The 15,078-nt window shown below is 72.3% G+C and carries 15 protein-coding genes and 1 pseudogene; 14 read left to right on the top strand and 2 right to left on the bottom strand.

What is annotated here, in order from left to right:
• The first annotated feature begins 123 nt into the window (after positions 1–123).
• The 8 genes from ABZ318_RS28930 (at position 124) to ABZ318_RS28895 (ending at position 7,581) form a co-directional block, all read left to right on the top strand.
• Positions 124–1,962, top strand: a complete 1,839-nt coding sequence (locus tag ABZ318_RS28930; RefSeq protein ID WP_356905400.1) for an ATP-binding protein — start codon at positions 124–126, stop codon at positions 1,960–1,962.
• Complete coding sequence (locus ABZ318_RS28925) at positions 1,959–2,360, top strand: roadblock/LC7 domain-containing protein (RefSeq protein WP_356905399.1); 402 nt, start codon at positions 1,959–1,961, stop codon at positions 2,358–2,360. The genes ABZ318_RS28930 and ABZ318_RS28925 overlap by 4 nt, the downstream gene beginning before the upstream one ends.
• Positions 2,357–2,710, top strand: coding sequence for a DUF742 domain-containing protein (locus ABZ318_RS28920; RefSeq protein WP_030690507.1), 354 nt, complete (start codon positions 2,357–2,359; stop codon positions 2,708–2,710). The genes ABZ318_RS28925 and ABZ318_RS28920 overlap by 4 nt, the downstream gene beginning before the upstream one ends.
• Positions 2,691–3,317 carry an ATP/GTP-binding protein gene (locus ABZ318_RS28915; protein WP_356905398.1) on the top strand — a complete coding sequence of 209 codons (627 nt, stop codon included), beginning with the start codon at positions 2,691–2,693 and terminating at the stop codon, positions 3,315–3,317. Before ABZ318_RS28920 ends, ABZ318_RS28915 begins: the two co-directional genes overlap by 20 nt.
• The gene (locus ABZ318_RS28910) at positions 3,314–4,543 is read left to right on the top strand and encodes a cytochrome P450 (protein WP_356905397.1); all 1,230 of its coding nucleotides are present in this window, start codon (positions 3,314–3,316) and stop codon (positions 4,541–4,543) included. Before ABZ318_RS28915 ends, ABZ318_RS28910 begins: the two co-directional genes overlap by 4 nt.
• Positions 4,540–5,784 carry a cytochrome P450 gene (locus ABZ318_RS28905; RefSeq protein WP_356905396.1) on the top strand — a complete coding sequence of 415 codons (1,245 nt, stop codon included), beginning with the start codon at positions 4,540–4,542 and terminating at the stop codon, positions 5,782–5,784. Before ABZ318_RS28910 ends, ABZ318_RS28905 begins: the two co-directional genes overlap by 4 nt.
• A gap of 221 nt (positions 5,785–6,005) precedes the next feature.
• Positions 6,006–7,088: a tryptophan--tRNA ligase gene (gene trpS, locus ABZ318_RS28900; RefSeq protein ID WP_356905395.1), complete on the top strand. Its 1,083-nt coding sequence runs from the start codon at positions 6,006–6,008 to the stop codon at positions 7,086–7,088.
• A 55-nt stretch (positions 7,089–7,143) separates the two neighbouring features.
• Positions 7,144–7,581, top strand: coding sequence for an Lrp/AsnC family transcriptional regulator (locus ABZ318_RS28895; RefSeq protein WP_356905410.1), 438 nt, complete (start codon positions 7,144–7,146; stop codon positions 7,579–7,581).
• Positions 7,582–7,589: 8 nt separating this feature from the next.
• Here ABZ318_RS28895 and ABZ318_RS28890 read toward each other — a convergent pair whose 3' ends face one another.
• Positions 7,590–8,042 carry an SRPBCC family protein gene (locus ABZ318_RS28890; RefSeq protein WP_356905394.1) on the bottom strand — a complete coding sequence of 151 codons (453 nt, stop codon included), beginning with the start codon at positions 8,040–8,042 and terminating at the stop codon, positions 7,590–7,592.
• 235 nt (positions 8,043–8,277) lie between these two features.
• On the opposite strand from ABZ318_RS28890, the pseudogene ABZ318_RS28885 reads away from it, so the two are divergent.
• The 5 genes and pseudogenes from ABZ318_RS28885 to ABZ318_RS28865 all read left to right on the top strand — a co-directional run.
• Positions 8,278–8,466 (top strand): annotated as a pseudogene (locus tag ABZ318_RS28885) (hypothetical protein); the annotation flags it as partial.
• A 159-nt stretch (positions 8,467–8,625) separates the two neighbouring features.
• Entirely contained in the window at positions 8,626–9,714 is a 1,089-nt protein-coding gene (locus ABZ318_RS28880; protein ID WP_356905393.1) for a sugar ABC transporter substrate-binding protein, read from the top strand.
• A gap of 41 nt (positions 9,715–9,755) precedes the next feature.
• Positions 9,756–10,535 carry an ATP-binding cassette domain-containing protein gene (locus tag ABZ318_RS28875; RefSeq protein ID WP_356905392.1) on the top strand — a complete coding sequence of 260 codons (780 nt, stop codon included), beginning with the start codon at positions 9,756–9,758 and terminating at the stop codon, positions 10,533–10,535.
• Positions 10,532–11,809, top strand: coding sequence for a sugar ABC transporter permease (locus ABZ318_RS28870; protein WP_356905391.1), 1,278 nt, complete (start codon positions 10,532–10,534; stop codon positions 11,807–11,809). Before ABZ318_RS28875 ends, ABZ318_RS28870 begins: the two co-directional genes overlap by 4 nt.
• Before the next feature lie 37 nt (positions 11,810–11,846).
• The gene (locus ABZ318_RS28865; protein WP_356905390.1) at positions 11,847–12,350 is read left to right on the top strand and encodes a DUF6328 family protein; all 504 of its coding nucleotides are present in this window, start codon (positions 11,847–11,849) and stop codon (positions 12,348–12,350) included.
• Positions 12,351–12,376: 26 nt separating this feature from the next.
• On the opposite strand, the gene ABZ318_RS28860 is transcribed toward ABZ318_RS28865, so the two are convergent.
• Positions 12,377–13,384, bottom strand: coding sequence for an aminoglycoside phosphotransferase family protein (locus ABZ318_RS28860; RefSeq protein WP_356905389.1), 1,008 nt, complete (start codon positions 13,382–13,384; stop codon positions 12,377–12,379).
• A 231-nt stretch (positions 13,385–13,615) separates the two neighbouring features.
• Here ABZ318_RS28860 and ABZ318_RS28855 point away from each other — a divergent pair, with 231 nt between their 5' ends.
• Positions 13,616–14,953 carry an amidohydrolase family protein gene (locus tag ABZ318_RS28855; protein WP_356905388.1) on the top strand — a complete coding sequence of 446 codons (1,338 nt, stop codon included), beginning with the start codon at positions 13,616–13,618 and terminating at the stop codon, positions 14,951–14,953.
• Positions 14,954–15,078: the final 125 nt, after the last annotated feature.

Below are 15,078 nucleotides of genomic sequence, written 5' to 3'. Positions count from 1 at the left end.
TTGATGGCACATTCCGTAATCTGAATACCGATCCGATCAAGAGAGGTTCCGAACCGATCAAGATCGGATCTATAGTGCCGACGTTACGACTCCCCCGCGTGCCTGTTCTCGAGAGTCTGGTTGATGTCGGCGCCGTCCACCCCCTTCCGCCCTGCCCTGCTCGCCTCGTTGCTGACAGCCGCCGCGGGTGGTGCGCTCGCCGTCGCGGCGACCGCCGCGGCGCCGGCCGGGATCCGTCCCGCGCTCGGCTGGTTCACCGGCGGCGGCGTCCTGCTCCTCGCGGCCGCCGCCTTCGCGGTCACCTGGTACGGGCGGACCTCCCGCTCCCTGAGCAGGCGGGTCGAGGCCCTCACCGCCGAACTCGCCGCCCAGGAGGCCCGGGCCGCCCGGAACGCGGCCGACTTCGCGCGTGAGGCGGCGGCGTCGAAGGAGCGGTACGAGACGGAGGCCGCCGCCTCGGAGGCGGCCCACCGGGCGCGGACCGAGGAACTGGTCCGCGCCCACACCGCTCGGACCGCCGAGCTGACCGCGGACCGGGCCGCCGACGTGCGGCGGCTCGAAGCCGAGCTGCGCCGTGCCGAATCCGGCCGGTCCGCCGCCATGGCCGCCGCGGCCAACGCGGCCGGCCGCATGCAGGCCCTCGCCACGAGCATGCTCGCCGACCTGCGGGAGATGGAGCACCGGCACGCCGACGAGGACGTCCTGGCCGATCTGCTCCACCTCGACCACCGCACCGCACAGGCCGGGCGGCTTGCCGACTCCGTCGCCGTGCTGACCGGCGCCAGGTCCGGCCGTCGCTGGGCCCGCCCCATCGTCATGGAGTCGATCCTCCGCGGCGCCATGGGGCGGATCGGCGGCTACCAGCGGGTGCGGCTGCACTCCAGCAGCGACGCGGCCGTCGCCGGGCACGCGGCCGAGGGCGTCATGCACGCCCTGGCCGAACTGATGGACAACGCCGCGAACTTCTCGCCGCCCACCGCCGAGGTCCACGTCTACGTGGAGGAGGTCCCGGCCGGGGTCGTCATCGCGGTCGAGGACAGCGGTCTGGTGATGAGCGACGTGCAGCTGCGCCGCGCGGAGGCCGCGGTCGGCTCGACCGCGCAGGACCTGGCCGGTCTCTCCGGCACCCGGCTCGGCCTGGCGGTCGTCGGCCGGCTGGCCCGGAAGCACGGTCTGACCGTGTCGTTCCGTCCCTCGGCGCGCGGCGGCACCGGCGCCCTGCTGATGCTTCCTCAGGAACTGATCAGCCACGCGTCCGTCGAGCCGCCGGCCGCGCCCGCCGCCGTCCTGCCGCCCGGGACGGGCCGCGGACCGACGGCGCCGGTCCCCCCGGAGGCGCCGGCCGTCCCCGCCCCCGCCGCGGCCGTCGAACCCGAGACCGTCCACGACAGCGCGTCCGAGAGCACCGGCGAGCACCCGCGGTTCGGGGAGAGCGGTCTGCCCCGTCGCCGTCGCGGCCGCGCGATGGCCGCCGCCCACCCCGAAGGGCCGGAGGCCGCCGTGAAGCCGCGCGCGGCGGGCCCGCGCACCGGCGCCGCGGCCGGGGCCGCCACGCGCTTCGGCACCTTCCGCCAGGCGGTCCGCGGCACCGGCACCCCGCCGTCCGGGACGCGGACGACGACCGACGGGCACCCCACTGCGGAGAACCCGTCGGGCGAGCCCGGTGCCGCCGAAGACCCTGCCGTCGAGGGCCTCGTCGTCGAGGCCGCCGCGCACCCCGCGCCCGAGGCGGTCGCCGCACACCCCGCGTCCGAGGCCGCCGCCGAACACTCCGCTCCCGAAGCCGGGGCCGCGCCCGCCGCTCCCGAAGCGGTCGCCGCTCCCGAAGCCGCCGACGAGCGCTCCACCGCCGTGCGTCCCGCCCCCGCCGTACCGTCCGATCCCGCCGACGGCCGGCCGTCCGCACCGCGGACCCCGCCGCCGTCCTCGAACTCCCCGCACCCGGAAGGCACCCCGTCATGACCGGCACCACCACCGACGAGAAGCTCAGCTGGCTCCTGGAGGGCCTGCTGGAACGCACCCCGGGCACCCGTCACGCCCTGGTGCTCTCCCGTGACGGCCTCAAGCTCTGCCGTACCCCCGAGCTCTCCGTCGACCAGGCCGACCAGCTCGCCGCGATCGCCGCCGGCATCCAGAGCCTGTCGCACGGTGCCTCCGTGGAGTTCGGCGACGGCACGGGCGGGGTCCGCTCCGCGATGGCCGAGTTCTACGGCGGCACCCTGTTCATCGTGGAGGCGGGCGAGGGCGCCCACCTCGCGCTGGTCGCCGACGAGGACGCCGACGCCGGGCTCGTCGGCCACAACATGTCCGAGCTGGTGGAGCAGTTGGGCGAGTACCTGGTCGCGAGGCCCCGGGGATGAGCCGCGGCAGACCGGGCCGGGACGACTCTCCCGACCGGCTCTACACCCTGACCGGCGGTCGCAGCCGCGCCGGGTCCGACGCCTTCGACCTGGTGACGCTCGTGGTCTCCGAGAGCGATCCGGTCGCCGGCATGCAGTCCGAGCACGCCGCGATCCTGCGCATGTGCCGCTTCCCCACGGCGGTGGTGGAGGTGGCGGCGGGGCTCGGTCTGCCGGTGTCGATCACGCGGATCCTCCTCGCCGATCTGCACGACACCGGCCGGATCAGCGCACGGCACCCGCGCGCCTCGTACCGCCTTCCCGATCACGACATCCTGGAGCAGGTGCTCGTTGGACTCCGTAACCTCTGAACAGCGCCGGACCCTGCACAGCACCGCCGACAACGGACTGAAGATCGTCGTCGTCGGCGGTTTCGGAGTCGGCAAGACCACCCTGGTCCGCTCGGTCAGCGAGATCCGTCCGCTGAACACCGAGGAGGTCATGACCCAGGCCGGCGAGGGCGTCGACGACACCGTCGGCGTCGCCGCGAAGACGGCCACCACCGTCGCCTTCGACTTCGGCCGGATCTCGCTGGACGCGCACAACGTCCTGTACCTGTTCGGGGCGCCCGGCCAGGAGCGCTTCTGGTTCCTGTGGGACCGGCTGTTCTCCGGGACGCTCGGCGCGGTCGTCCTCGTCGACACGCGGCGCCTCGCCGACTCCTGGTACGCGATCGACCGCCTGGAGCACCACGGCACGCCGTTCGTCGTAGCCTGCAACGACTTCGGCGGCCCCGCCCACACCCCCGCCCAGATCCGCGAGGCCCTCGACCTCGCCGACGAGGTGCCGCTGGTCTTCTGCGACGCCCGGTCGCGCGAGTCCGGCAAGCAGGTGCTGATCTCGCTCGTGGAACACCTGCGGACCGTCGTCGCGGCCTCCCGGCCGACCCCCCACCCGATCCCGGAGCCCACCCCGTGACCCTCCCCGAGCCCCCGCCGGTCCCGCTGAGCGGCCCCCGGTTCCAGACCGACCCCACCGAGCTGTACCGGCAGATACGACGTGAGCACGGGGCCGTCGCCCCCGTCCTGCTCGACGGGGACGTGCCCGCCTGGCTGGTCCTCGGCTACCGCGAGCTGCACCAGGTCACCAGCGACCCGGTCCTCTTCTCCCGGGACTCCGAGCTGTGGAACCAGTGGGACGCCGTTCCGGCGGACTGGCCGCTGCTGCCGATGATCGGCCGCAAGCAGCCGTCCATCCTCTACACCGTCGGCGAGCGGCACCGCGAGCGGGCCGGGGTCGTCTCCGACGCCCTGGAGGCGATCGACCCGTTCGTCCTGCGGGAGCGGGCCGAGCGCTTCGCCGACGAGCTCATCGACGGGCTGTGCGGCAAGGGCTCCTGCGACATCATCGCCGAGTACGCGATGCTCCTGCCGGTACGGGTCCTCGCCAGCTGCTACGGCTTCGCCGACGAGCAGGGCCCGGCGCTCGTCACCGCCCTGAACGACATGATCAACGGTCAGGAGGGCGCGCTGGAGGGCCAGCGCCACCTGGCCGAGTCGATGTTCGCGCTGCTCGCCGCCAAGGCCGAGGCGCCGGGGGACGACGTCGCCTCCCGGATGCTCGCCAACACCGCCGGGTTCACCGTCGAGGAGGTCGCCCAGGACCTCATGGTGATGATGGCCGCGGGCCACCAGCCGACCGCCGACTGGATCGGCAACTCGCTGCGCCTGATGCTCACCGACGACCGGTTCGCGGCCTCGCTCGCCGGCGGCCGGCACAGCGTCGGCGAGGCGATGAACGAGGTCCTGTGGGAGGACACCCCGACGCAGAACGTCGCCGGGCGGTGGGCCTCGCGCGACACCCACCTCGGCGGGCGGCGGATCGGCCGCGGCGACCTGCTGCTGCTCGGTCTGGCCGCGGCCAACTCCGATCCGCACGTGCGCACCGACTCCGGCGCGTTCACCGGCGGCAACAACGCCCACCTCTCCTTCGGTCACGGCGAGCACCGCTGCCCGTTCCCCGCACAGGAGGTCGCCGAGACGATCGCCCGGACGGGGATCGAGGTGCTGCTCGACCGGCTGCCGGACGTGGACCTCGCGGTCGCCGAGGGCGCCCTCGCCCGCCGTCCCTCCCCCTGGCTGCGCGGGCTGACCGCGCTCCCCGTGACGTACACCCCGACCCCCGCCCTTGGAGCCCTCGGATGAGCTGCCCGTACGACCACACCGCCGCGTCCGGCACCGACGCGATCGCCCTCGACCCGTTCGTCACCGACCTCGACGGCGAGAGCGCCCGGTTGCGCGCTGCCGGTCCGCTGGCCCGTGTCGTGCTGCCCGGCGGGGTGCCCTGCTGGGCCGTCACCCGGCACGCCGAGGCGCGCAAGCTGCTCACCGACGCCCGTCTCGTCAAGGACATCGGCGTCTGGGGTGCGTGGCAGCGCGGCGAGATACCCCTGGACTGGCCGCTGATCGGTCTCGCCAACCCCGGCCGGTCGATGCTGACCGTCGACGGCGAGGAGCACCGGCGGCTGCGCTCGCTGGTCGCGCAGGCGCTGACGGCGCGTCGGGTGGAGCGGCTGCGGGCGGGCATCGAGGCGCTCACCGCGGGGATGCTCGACCGGCTGGCCGAGCGGCCGGCCGGCGAGGTCGTGGACCTGAAGGCGGAGTTCGCGTACCCGCTGCCGATGAGCGTGGTGGGCGAGCTGATGGGCGTCGACCCGGCCGACCACCCGCGGATGAAGGCGCTGTTCGACAAGTTCTTCTCGACGCAGACGCCGCCCGAGGAGGTGCCGCGGATGATGGCGGACCTGGGCACGCTGTTCGCGGGGATCGTGGCGGGCAAGGCGGAGAATCCGGGTGACGACCTGACGAGCGCGCTGATCGAGGCGTCGGAGGGCGGTGACCGGCTGACCACGGAGGAGATCACCAACACCCTCCAGCTGATGGTGGCGGCCGGGCACGAGACGACGATCAGTCTGATCGTGAACGCCGTGGTCGCCCTGGAGACCCACCCGGAGCAGCGGGCCCTGGTGCTCAAGGGCGAGGTGCCGTGGGAGAACGTGATCGAGGAGACCCTGCGCTGGTCGACGCCCACCTCGCACGTGCTGATCCGCTTCGCCACCGAGGACATCGAGGTCGGTGACCGGATCCTGCCGAAGGGCGAGGCGCTGATCGTGTCGTTCGGCGCGATCGGCCGGGACGAGGAGCAGCACGGCCCGACGGCGGGCGAGTTCGACGTGACGCGGACGCCGAACCGGCACATCTCCTTCGGTCACGGCCCGCACGTGTGCCCGGGCGCGGCGCTCTCCCGCCTGGAGGCGTCGGTGGCGCTCCCCGCCCTGTACGGGCGCTTCCCGGAGCTGCGTCTCGCGGTGCCGCGCGAGGAGCTCCGCAACAAGCCGGTCGTCACCCAGAACGACCTCTTCGACCTCCCGGTCCTGCTGTCCTGACGGCTCCCGGCGGGTCCTGCTCGAAACGCCCCGTGGTCCCGGCCGCGGGGCGCTATGCTGGCTCCATGCATCTGTCGTCGTGCCTCAGCTGGTGGCGCTCCTCCTAGGAGCGGCCACCACTCGCGCACGACCGGGCCGTTCGGACGAACGGCCCTTTTGCGTTTCCCGGCTCATGGGTCCTGTCGTCCCGACGGCGCCACCGACCCACACCAGGAGACGCCATGACCATCCTCGCCCCCGCCGCCCCCTCCACCGACGACGCCCTCGGCACGTCCGCCGCACGGACCCGCAGCGCGGTCCTGGAGCGACAGATCCGCGAGAACCCGGGGCGCTTCCGTGTCCTGACCGGCGACCGCCCCACCGGGCGGCTGCACCTGGGGCACTACTTCGGCACCCTGCACAACCGGGTCCGGCTCCAGGACCTGGGGGTGGAGCTGTTCGTGATCATCGCGGACTACCAGGTCCTGACCGACCGCGACGTGGCGGACAACCTCACCGAGCACGTCGAGGAGCTGGTGCTCGACCACCTCGCGATCGGCGTGGACCCGGAGCGCAGCACGGTCTTCACCCACAGCGCCGTCCCCGCCCTGAACCAGCTGCTGCTGCCCTTCCTCAGCCTGGTGTCGGTGGCCGAGCTGAACCGCAACCCCACCGTCAAGGACGAGATCGCCCACTCCCGGCAGTCCGCCGTCAGCGGCCTGATGTTCACCTATCCCGTCCATCAGGCCGCCGACATCCTGTTCTGCAAGGCGAACCTCGTCCCCGTCGGCCAGGACCAGCTGCCGCACCTGGAGATCACCCGGACCGTCGCCCGCCGGTTCAACGACCGCTACGGCGCCGTCTTCCCCGAGCCCGACGCCCTGCTGTCGGACGCCCCGCTACTGCTCGGCACGGACGGCACCAAGATGAGCAAGAGCCGTGGCAACGCCATCGCCCTGGCCGCCACAGCCGACGAGACGGCCCGGCTGATCAAGGGCGCGAAGACCGACTCCGAGCGTCACATCTCCTACGACCCGGCCGGCCGGCCCGAGGTGTCGTCCCTCCTGCTGCTCGCGGCCCTCTGTCAGGGCCGCACCCCGGAGGAGGTCGCCGCCGACATCGACTCCGCGGGCGCCGCCGCGCTGAAGCGGACCGTGACGGAGTCGGTCAACGAGTACCTGGCGCCGATCCGGTCCCGCCGCGCGGAGTACGCGCAGGACCGCGCGTACCTGCGCCGGGTCCTGCGCGAGGGCAACGAGCGGGCCGGGGCAGTCGCCGACGCGACCCTCGCCGAGGTGCGCACGGCGATGAACAGTCACTACTGACGTATGTTTCCGGCATGGGAACGACGGAGGGGAGCCGGGAATGACGGAGGGGATCGTGGACGCCATCGACCGGGCGCTGCTCGCCGAGCTGCAGCGGGACGCCACACAGGCGTACGCGGTGCTGGGCAAGGCGGTCGGTCTGTCGGCCGGCGCCGCGCACGAGCGGGTGCGGAAGCTGCGGGAGCGCGGCGTCATCCGCCGCACCACCGTGGACGTCGATCCCGCCGCGCTCGGCCAGGACGTGCTCGCCTTCGTCATGGTCGACTCGTCCGCCTGGATCGGGGACTCGGCGGCGGCGTTCGCCGCGATCCCCGAGATCCAGGAGGCGCACGTCATCGCCGGGAGCGCCTCGGTCCTGGTGAAGGTGCGCACCGCGACCACGGTGCAGCTCCAGGACGTGCTGCGCCGGTTGTACGCGATCGAGGGCGTGAGCGGCACGCAGGCGACGGTGTCCCTGGAGACCTTCTTCGAGCGGCCGGTCTCCACGGACTGACGTCGCCGTCAGCCGGTCGTGCCGCTCTCCAGGATGCTCTTGAGGGTCAGTTCGTCCCTCGGCATCTCCCTTCGTATCTGCGGGCGGACGACGAGGGGGACCAGGGCCTTGCCGACGCCGTGTCCCTCGAAGTCGAGGGAGAGCGTCAGGCGGCAGTGCTCGCCGTCGTCCAGCGGCTCGATGGTGCCCTGCACGTCGCCGCGTACGGGGCCGTCGATGCCGTGCACGTGCCAGTGCCTCGGCGGATCCAACTCGATGACCTGCATGGTCGAGGTGAACTCCCGCTTGCCGAGCCGCCGGGTGACGGCGACCTTGGAGCCGACCGCCAAGGGGGTGTCGCCGATCTTGTGGACCGAGACCGCGCTCTCCTGCCAGTCGGGCAGATGCGTCGGGTCGGTCACGTAGGAGAAGACCTCCGCGGGCTTGCGGGAGATGTCGATGGTTTCGGTGATGACAGGCATGTCGCCTTCTCCGTTCGACGGGAGTCCCCGCCGGAAGCCGATGCGCCGACGCGGGCCCGTAGTCGCTTCGTACAAATCGTCCCACTCCCGGCGGCGCCCCGCCAGCCTCGGTCTGAGGAGCGGTACTCATGCCGGACTCCGGCTCCGGCGGGAGCATGGCGGCAGGCGGGTGGGCGGGTTCGGAGGGGGCCGCGTGAGCAGGGTCGTGGGCGTCCTCGGGCTGCTCTGGCTCCTGCTGCTCCGGGAGGTGACGTACCCGCGCGACGACGTGGTGGCGCTGCGCGAGCGGGTCGCCGCGCCGGCCCGGGAGTTCGAGGCGACGGTGAACCGCCTCACCGACAACGAGGAGATCATCACCGGTCTGAAGGCCTTCCTGCGCCTTCTGCGCGCCACGGACGCGGCGGCCGGGCCCGCACCGTCCTGACCGACGGTCGACGCGCCGCGACGTACCGTCGTCACGGAGGGCGTCCCACCCGCTTGCCGGTCTTCAGGTTGCCGCTAATGTCGATATATAGGCCATATGTACATCCTCGTTCCCGCGCTCACGAGGTGAGGGAGAGGGGGCGTACGAAAGGAGCCTCCCATGACCCGTACTTTGCGGAGCGCGATAGCCCTGGCCGGAGCCGCAGCCCTCTCCCTCGGAGTGGTGGCGACCAGCGCGACGGCCCTGGGCGCGGGGAGCGAGAAACAGGGGGACGTCAAGATCGGTCTGCTGCTGCCGGAGAGCAAGACCACGCGGTACGAGAAGTTCGACCGGCCCTACATCGAGGCCAAGATCAGGGAACTGGCCCCCGGGGCCCACATCGACTACTACAACGCCGCGGAGAGCGCCACCACCCAGCAACAGCAGGTCAACACCGCCCTCGCCAAGGGCGACAAGGTCCTCATCCTCGACGCCGTGGACGCCAAGTCCATCCAGTCCTCCGTGCAGAAGGCCCATGCCGCGGGTGTCAAGGTCGTCGCGTACGACCGCCTCGCGCAGGGACCCGTCGACGCCTACGTCTCGTACGACAACCACAAGGTGGGCGAGCTGCAGGGCAAGGCGCTCCTCGACGCGCTCGGCGACAAGGCCAAGAGCGGCGAGATCGTGATGCACAACGGGTCGCCGACGGACCCGAACGCCGCCGAGTTCAAGGCCGGAGCGCACTCCGTCCTCGACGGCAAGGTGAAGATCGGCAAGGAGTACGACACTCCCAACTGGGACCCGAACAACGCCAACCAGCAGATGTCCGGTGCCATCAGCGCCCTCGGCAAGGACAAGATCGTCGGTGTCTACTCGGCCAACGACGGACTGGCCGCCGGCATCTCCACCGCCCTCAAGGCGGCCGGCATCAACGTGCCGTTGACCGGTCAGGACGCCCAACTCGACGCGATCCAGCGGATCCTGCTCGGCACCCAGACGATCACGATCGAGAAGCCGTACAAGCCGGAGGCCGACATCGCGGCCACCATGGCCGTCGACCTGGCGGAGGGCAAGGAGCTGCCGTCCGACCTGACGCCCACCACCGTCACCAGCGGCAGCGACCAGAAGGTCCCGGCCACGCTGCTCACGCCGGTCGTCGTGAACAAGGGCAACATCAAGGACACCGTCGTCAAGGACGGGCTCTACACGGTCAAGGAGATCTGCACTCCGACCTACGCCGCGGCCTGCAAGGCCGCCGGTCTCGAGTAGCGACGCACCGGTCGTCGCGAGACGTCGAGGAGGCGGTTCCCTTGCCGGAGCCAGCCGTGCTCACCCTGCGGGGGATCTCCAAACGGTTCGGCGCGGTCCAGGCGTTGAAGGACTTCGATCTGGAGGTCCACGCCGGCGAGGTCGTCGCCCTCGTCGGCGACAACGGCGCCGGCAAGTCCACCGCCGTCAAGTCGATCGCCGGGGTGAACCCGCCCGACGAAGGCGTCATCGAGTGGGAGGGCCGGCCGGTCTCCATCAACCGGCCCCACGACGCCCAGAACCTCGGCATCGCCACCGTCTACCAGGACCTCGCCCTGTGCGACAACCTCGACGTGGTCGGCAACCTCTTCCTCGGCCGCGAACTGCGCCGCTTCGGCGTCCTGGACGAGGTGCGGATGGAGCAGCACTCGCGCGAACTGCTCGACACGCTCTCCATCCGCATCCCCAGCGTCCGGATCCCGGTCGCCTCCCTCTCGGGCGGCCAGCGCCAGACCGTCGCGATCGCCCGCTCCCTGATCGGCGACCCGCGGATCGTCATCCTGGACGAACCCACCGCCGCCCTGGGCGTGGAGCAGACCGCCGAGGTCCTCGACCTGGTCGAGCGGCTCCGCGAGCACGGTCTCGGCACCATTCTGATCAGCCACAACATGGTGGACGTGATGGCGGTCGCCGACCGCATCGCCGTCATGCGCCTCGGCCGGAACAACGGCCTCTTCGACAAGCGCTCCACGACCACCGAGGAGATCATCTCCGCCATCACCGGGGCCACCGACAGCGCCGTCACCCGCCGCCAGGCCCGCAAGCGGGAGGAGGAGCGATGAGACAGGACCGCACCTCCGGCGATTCCGCCGCCCAGGAACCGGCGCCCGAGTCGATGCCCGCGGTGGACACCCGGCTGCTCGTGCGCGAGGAGGGCCTGAAGGGGTACCTCGGGGAGTTCCGCCGCAAGGTCCGCAGCGGAGAGCTGGGTTCGCTGCCCGTCGTCGTCGCCGTGATCATCATCTGGACGGTCTTCGGCAGCCTCGACAGCACCTTCCTCTCGGCCCAGAACCTCTCCGACCTCAGTCAGCAGATCGTCGGCACCGGCATGATCGCCGTCGGCATCGTCTTCGTCCTGCTGCTCGGCGAGATCGACCTCTCCGTCGGCTCCGTCAGCGGCCTGTGCGCCGCCATCTTCGCCGTGCTCAACGTCCTGAACGGCATGAACGAGTGGCTGGCGCTCCTCGTCGCCGTCGCGGGCGGAGCGGCCGTCGGCCTCATCCACGGCTTCTTCTTCGCGAAGGTCGGCGTGCCCGCGTTCGTGGTCACCCTCGCGGGCAACCTCGCCTGGAACGGTCTGATGCTCCAGGTCCTGGGCAGCAGCGGCACGGTCAACATCCCGAGCGAGAGCATCGTCTCCAAGCTCTACTCGACGATCTTCCACAGCCCCGCCACGGCCTACGTGACCGCGGCCGTGGGGGTCGGGCTCTTCCTCGCGGCCTCGCTCCTGGACGCCCGACGCCGCCGGGCCGCCCGGGTGCCGTTCCGGCCGGTCGCCGAGATCGTGCTCCGTACGGCCGTGATCGCCGCGATCGCGTTCGTCGCGGCGTACATCCTCAACCGGTACCAGGGGCTTCCGCTCGCGCTCCTCATCTTCCTGATCCTGCTGGTGGTGCTGGACTTCGTGCTGCGCCGCACGAGCTACGGGCGGCGGATCTTCGCCGTCGGCGGGAACATCGAGGGCGCGCGCCGGGCCGGCATCAGCGTGCCGTTCGTCCGGATGACCGTCTTCTCGATCTCCGGGACCATGGCGGCGGTCGGCGGCATCTTCCTGGCCGGACAGATCCAGTCCGCGAGCCAGACCTCCGGCGGCGGCAACCTGCTGATGAACGTCATCGCCGCGGCCGTCATCGGCGGCACGAGCCTGTTCGGCGGACGCGGATCGGTCTGGTCCGCCCTGCTGGGCGCGCTGGTCATCGGATCCATCCAATCGGGCATGAACATCATGGGGGTCAGCAACGCCGTCCAGTTCATGATCACCGGATCGGTGCTGCTGGCCGCCGTCGTCGTCGACTCGCTGTCCCGCCGGAGCCAGAAGGCCGCGGGCCGCGCCTGACCACCGGGCTCCCCCGGGGAAGGAGACAGAAGACCTCATGGAGGCGGAGCCGAACCGGCGGGACGGGCGTCGCCACGGCCGCGACGAGACCGAGGAGGAACGGGCCGACCGGCGCTGGACCGATCTCATGCAGGAGATACGGGTGGCGCAGACCGGCGTGCAGATCCTCCTCGGCTTCCTTCTCACCGTGGCCTTCACCCCGCACTTCCAGGGGCTGGAGCAGACCGACAAGACGATCTACGTCATCACGATCGTCCTCGGGTCGCTGGCCACGGGCGCGCTCATCGGCCCCGTCGCCTTCCACCGGATCGTGGCGGGCCGGCGGATCAAACCCCAGGCGGTCGTCTGGGCCTCACGCCTCACCTTCACCGGTCTCGTCCTGCTCCTGGCGACCCTGACAGCGGCCCTCTTCCTCGTCCTGCGGGTGGTCACGCACGACGCGTACGTGCCCTGGCTCGTCTCCGGCGTCCTCGCCTGGTACCTGCTCTGCTGGTTCGCCCTGCCCCTGTGGACGCGTTTCCACTACACCGAGGGGGAGTGAACGCCGGGCCGGCCGGGAACCGCGGTTCACAGAACCAGCGATTCGGCGAAGAGCTCGTGCACCCAGTGGGCGCTCGCCTCCGCGCACCCCGTGGTCGGCGTGCCCGGGAAGAGGCGGAACCAGGAGACCGCCCGGCCCAGCGCGGCGAGCCGCGTGGCGAGCGCCGCGGCGCGGCGGAGTTCCGGCAGGGAGGGCCCCAGGTCGGTCCAGGGCTCCAGATAGGCGTCGCGGAGCCGGTGCACGTGCTCGGGGCCGTGGCGCTCCCGGAGGGCGCGGGCGGGCACCAGCAGGCTGGTGAAGGGATGGGCGACGTTGGCGTCGCCCCAGTCGAAGAAGGTGAAGCGGCCGGCGGCGGGGGCGAGGAGCTGGGCGTCGTGCAGGTCGCAGTGGTCGAGCGAGTCCGGGATCCCGTACGCGTCGAGCTCGGCGCACCAGTCGAGGAGGCGGGGGCGCCGGTCCCGGAGGGCACGGCGGGCGCCGGGGTCCAGGGTGGCGTTGCCCTCGACGAGGCCGTCGAAGATCTCCGGCAGCTGAGCGGTGCGGCCGCCGGGCACGCCGAGGGCGGTCATCCGGTCCGCGTACGGGGTCAGCGCCCGCTGCATCCGCGCGTACTGGCCGAGCGCCTGCTCCCAGGACTCCGGCCCGGCGCCGCCGGCGTCGAGGACGTTCCGGAAGAGGGGTCCGCCATCGGGGAGGAGGGACCAGCCGCGCTCGGCGTCGACCGCGAGGGGTGTCACGACGTGTTCGGGCACCCAGTCGGCGAGCGCTCCGCCGAGGGCGGCTTCGAAGGCGGCGTCGGGGGCGCTCGCCTTGAACCACACCGCGTCGCGCTCGCCGGCTCCGGTCCGGAACCGCACGAGGACCGACCAGGGCCGGACCCTGACGTCACGGGGCCCCGTCTCCTCCAGACCGTGCCGGCCGAGCTCCCGCTCCGACCAGCCGAGAGCTTCCGCCCGCCAGGCCTCTTCCTCCCAGGGGGTGACCGCGTCGGTGAACCGCCCGCGGTCGACCGTCATGGATGTCGCTCGTCCCATCGGGCGATTGCACCACCGGGGCGGGTCCGACGCATCCGAATATCGGAGGCCCGCGCGGAAGCAGAACGACTCCAGGGAGATATTCGTATACCAAAACCATGGACGATGAAACCCCACCTCAAGGCACCACGTGGCCAACCCTCCCTGTTGGATCTTCACCCTTGCCCACCCTCCTAAATTTGGTATACAAAATGGGGAGCCGCTGCCGGCCCACTCCCCCAAGGAGCTCCCATGTGCCTCGAAGCCACCCCGCCGCCCTCCCCCTCGGTGACCCGCCGCGGCGTCCTCGCGGGCGCGGCCGCGCTCGCCGGCACCGTGGCCGCGTCCGGCACGGCGGCGGCCGCGATCTCCTCGACGGGCGCGGCTTCTTCGACGGGCGCGGCTTCTTCGACGGGCGCGGCTTCTTCGACGGGCGCGGCTCGGGGTGAGAGAACTCCGGCCGGAGGCGACCTCGTGATCCGGGGCGGCACCCTCCTCGACCCCGCCACCGGCGAGGTCACCGAGAACGCCGTCGTCGTCATCGAGCGCGGGACCGTGCGCGCCGCGGGCCGCGAAGGCGCCGTCGCCGTGCCGCAGGGCGCCGAGATCCTCGACGCCCACGGCCACTGGGTCCTGCCGGGCCTGGTGGACGCGCACATCCACCTCAGCACCGCCGCCGAGGCCCGCGACGCGGTCCGTCAGGGCGCGACCAGCGCGCGCAGCGGATCGACCACCTTCTACCAGGACATCGCCGTCCGCGAACTCGCCCGGCACAGCCCGGCACTCGCACCCCGCCTGACGGCCGCCGGCGTCTTCGTCACCCCGGACCTCGGCGACACCGTCCTCGCCGACCCCGACCTCACCCCGCTCGCCCGCCTCAAGGACGGCGTGCGCTCGGCCGAGGCGCTGCGCCGGGTCGTCGAGGTCAACCTCGCCCGCGGCGCGGACGTCATCAAGACCCGCGTCAACGAGCGCGCCGGACTGCCGGAGCAGGACCCACTGGCCCAGGTGTACTCGTACGAGCAGCTCGCCGAGATCGTCGCCGCCGCCCGGCGGCGCGGCAAGGGCGTCCTGTGCCACAGCTACAGCGAGCAGGGCTGCCACGACGCCGTCACGGCCGGCGTCCGCTCCCTGGAGCACGGGGCGTTCGTCGGCGAGCGCACCCTGCGCGAGATGCGTCGCAGGGGTACGTACTTCACCCCCACCCTCACCGCCATCGCCGGCCTCGCGGAGTCCACGAACCCGATCCTCGCCGAACGCGGCCGCACCTACCTCCCCGTGCTGAAGCGGGCCGTCCTCGCCGCGCACGAACTCGGCGTCCCGCTCGCCGCCGGCACCGACTCGTCCGGCGGCACCGTGCGCCCGATCGGCCGCGAGGTCGAACTCATGCGGGCCGCGGGGCTGTCCGCGCTCGACGCGATCCGCACCGCGACCACCGGGGCGGCCCGCCTGCTGGGCGTGGACCGCGCGGTGGGCCGCCTCGCCCGGGGGTACGCGGGCGACGCGATCCTCGTGCCGGGCGACCCCCTGACCGACGTGACCCTCCTCAAGCACCCGACCCGCGTGATACGAGCGGGCATCCCCCTCTGACCTACTGGACCGCTGCCCCACCTGACGCGCGGTCGCACCCGCCGGACCCGCGCCCTTCCGCCACCCCGTGCGGGCCGCGCCCGGCGGGGCGGTGCCGCTGCCGCCCACCCCCGTGTGGGCAATCG

The organism is Streptomyces sp. NPDC006197, from assembly GCF_040613865.1.
GTDB lineage: Bacteria > Actinomycetota > Actinomycetes > Streptomycetales > Streptomycetaceae > Streptomyces.
This window is presented reverse-complemented; position numbering and strand designations above follow the sequence as displayed.

Coding starts and splice junctions, on each gene's coding strand:
- ABZ318_RS28930 (WP_356905400.1), top strand. CDS start 124: ATGTCGGCGCCGTCCACCCCCTTCCGCCCTGCCCTGCTCGCCTCGTTG.
- ABZ318_RS28925 (WP_356905399.1), top strand. CDS start 1,959: ATGACCGGCACCACCACCGACGAGAAGCTCAGCTGGCTCCTGGAGGGC.
- ABZ318_RS28920 (WP_030690507.1), top strand. CDS start 2,357: ATGAGCCGCGGCAGACCGGGCCGGGACGACTCTCCCGACCGGCTCTAC.
- ABZ318_RS28905 (WP_356905396.1), top strand. CDS start 4,540: ATGAGCTGCCCGTACGACCACACCGCCGCGTCCGGCACCGACGCGATC.
- trpS (WP_356905395.1), top strand. CDS start 6,006: ATGACCATCCTCGCCCCCGCCGCCCCCTCCACCGACGACGCCCTCGGC.
- ABZ318_RS28890 (WP_356905394.1), bottom strand. CDS start 8,042: ATGCCTGTCATCACCGAAACCATCGACATCTCCCGCAAGCCCGCGGAG.
- ABZ318_RS28880 (WP_356905393.1), top strand. CDS start 8,626: ATGACCCGTACTTTGCGGAGCGCGATAGCCCTGGCCGGAGCCGCAGCC.
- ABZ318_RS28870 (WP_356905391.1), top strand. CDS start 10,532: ATGAGACAGGACCGCACCTCCGGCGATTCCGCCGCCCAGGAACCGGCG.
- ABZ318_RS28865 (WP_356905390.1), top strand. CDS start 11,847: ATGGAGGCGGAGCCGAACCGGCGGGACGGGCGTCGCCACGGCCGCGAC.
- ABZ318_RS28860 (WP_356905389.1), bottom strand. CDS start 13,384: ATGGGACGAGCGACATCCATGACGGTCGACCGCGGGCGGTTCACCGAC.
- ABZ318_RS28855 (WP_356905388.1), top strand. CDS start 13,616: ATGTGCCTCGAAGCCACCCCGCCGCCCTCCCCCTCGGTGACCCGCCGC.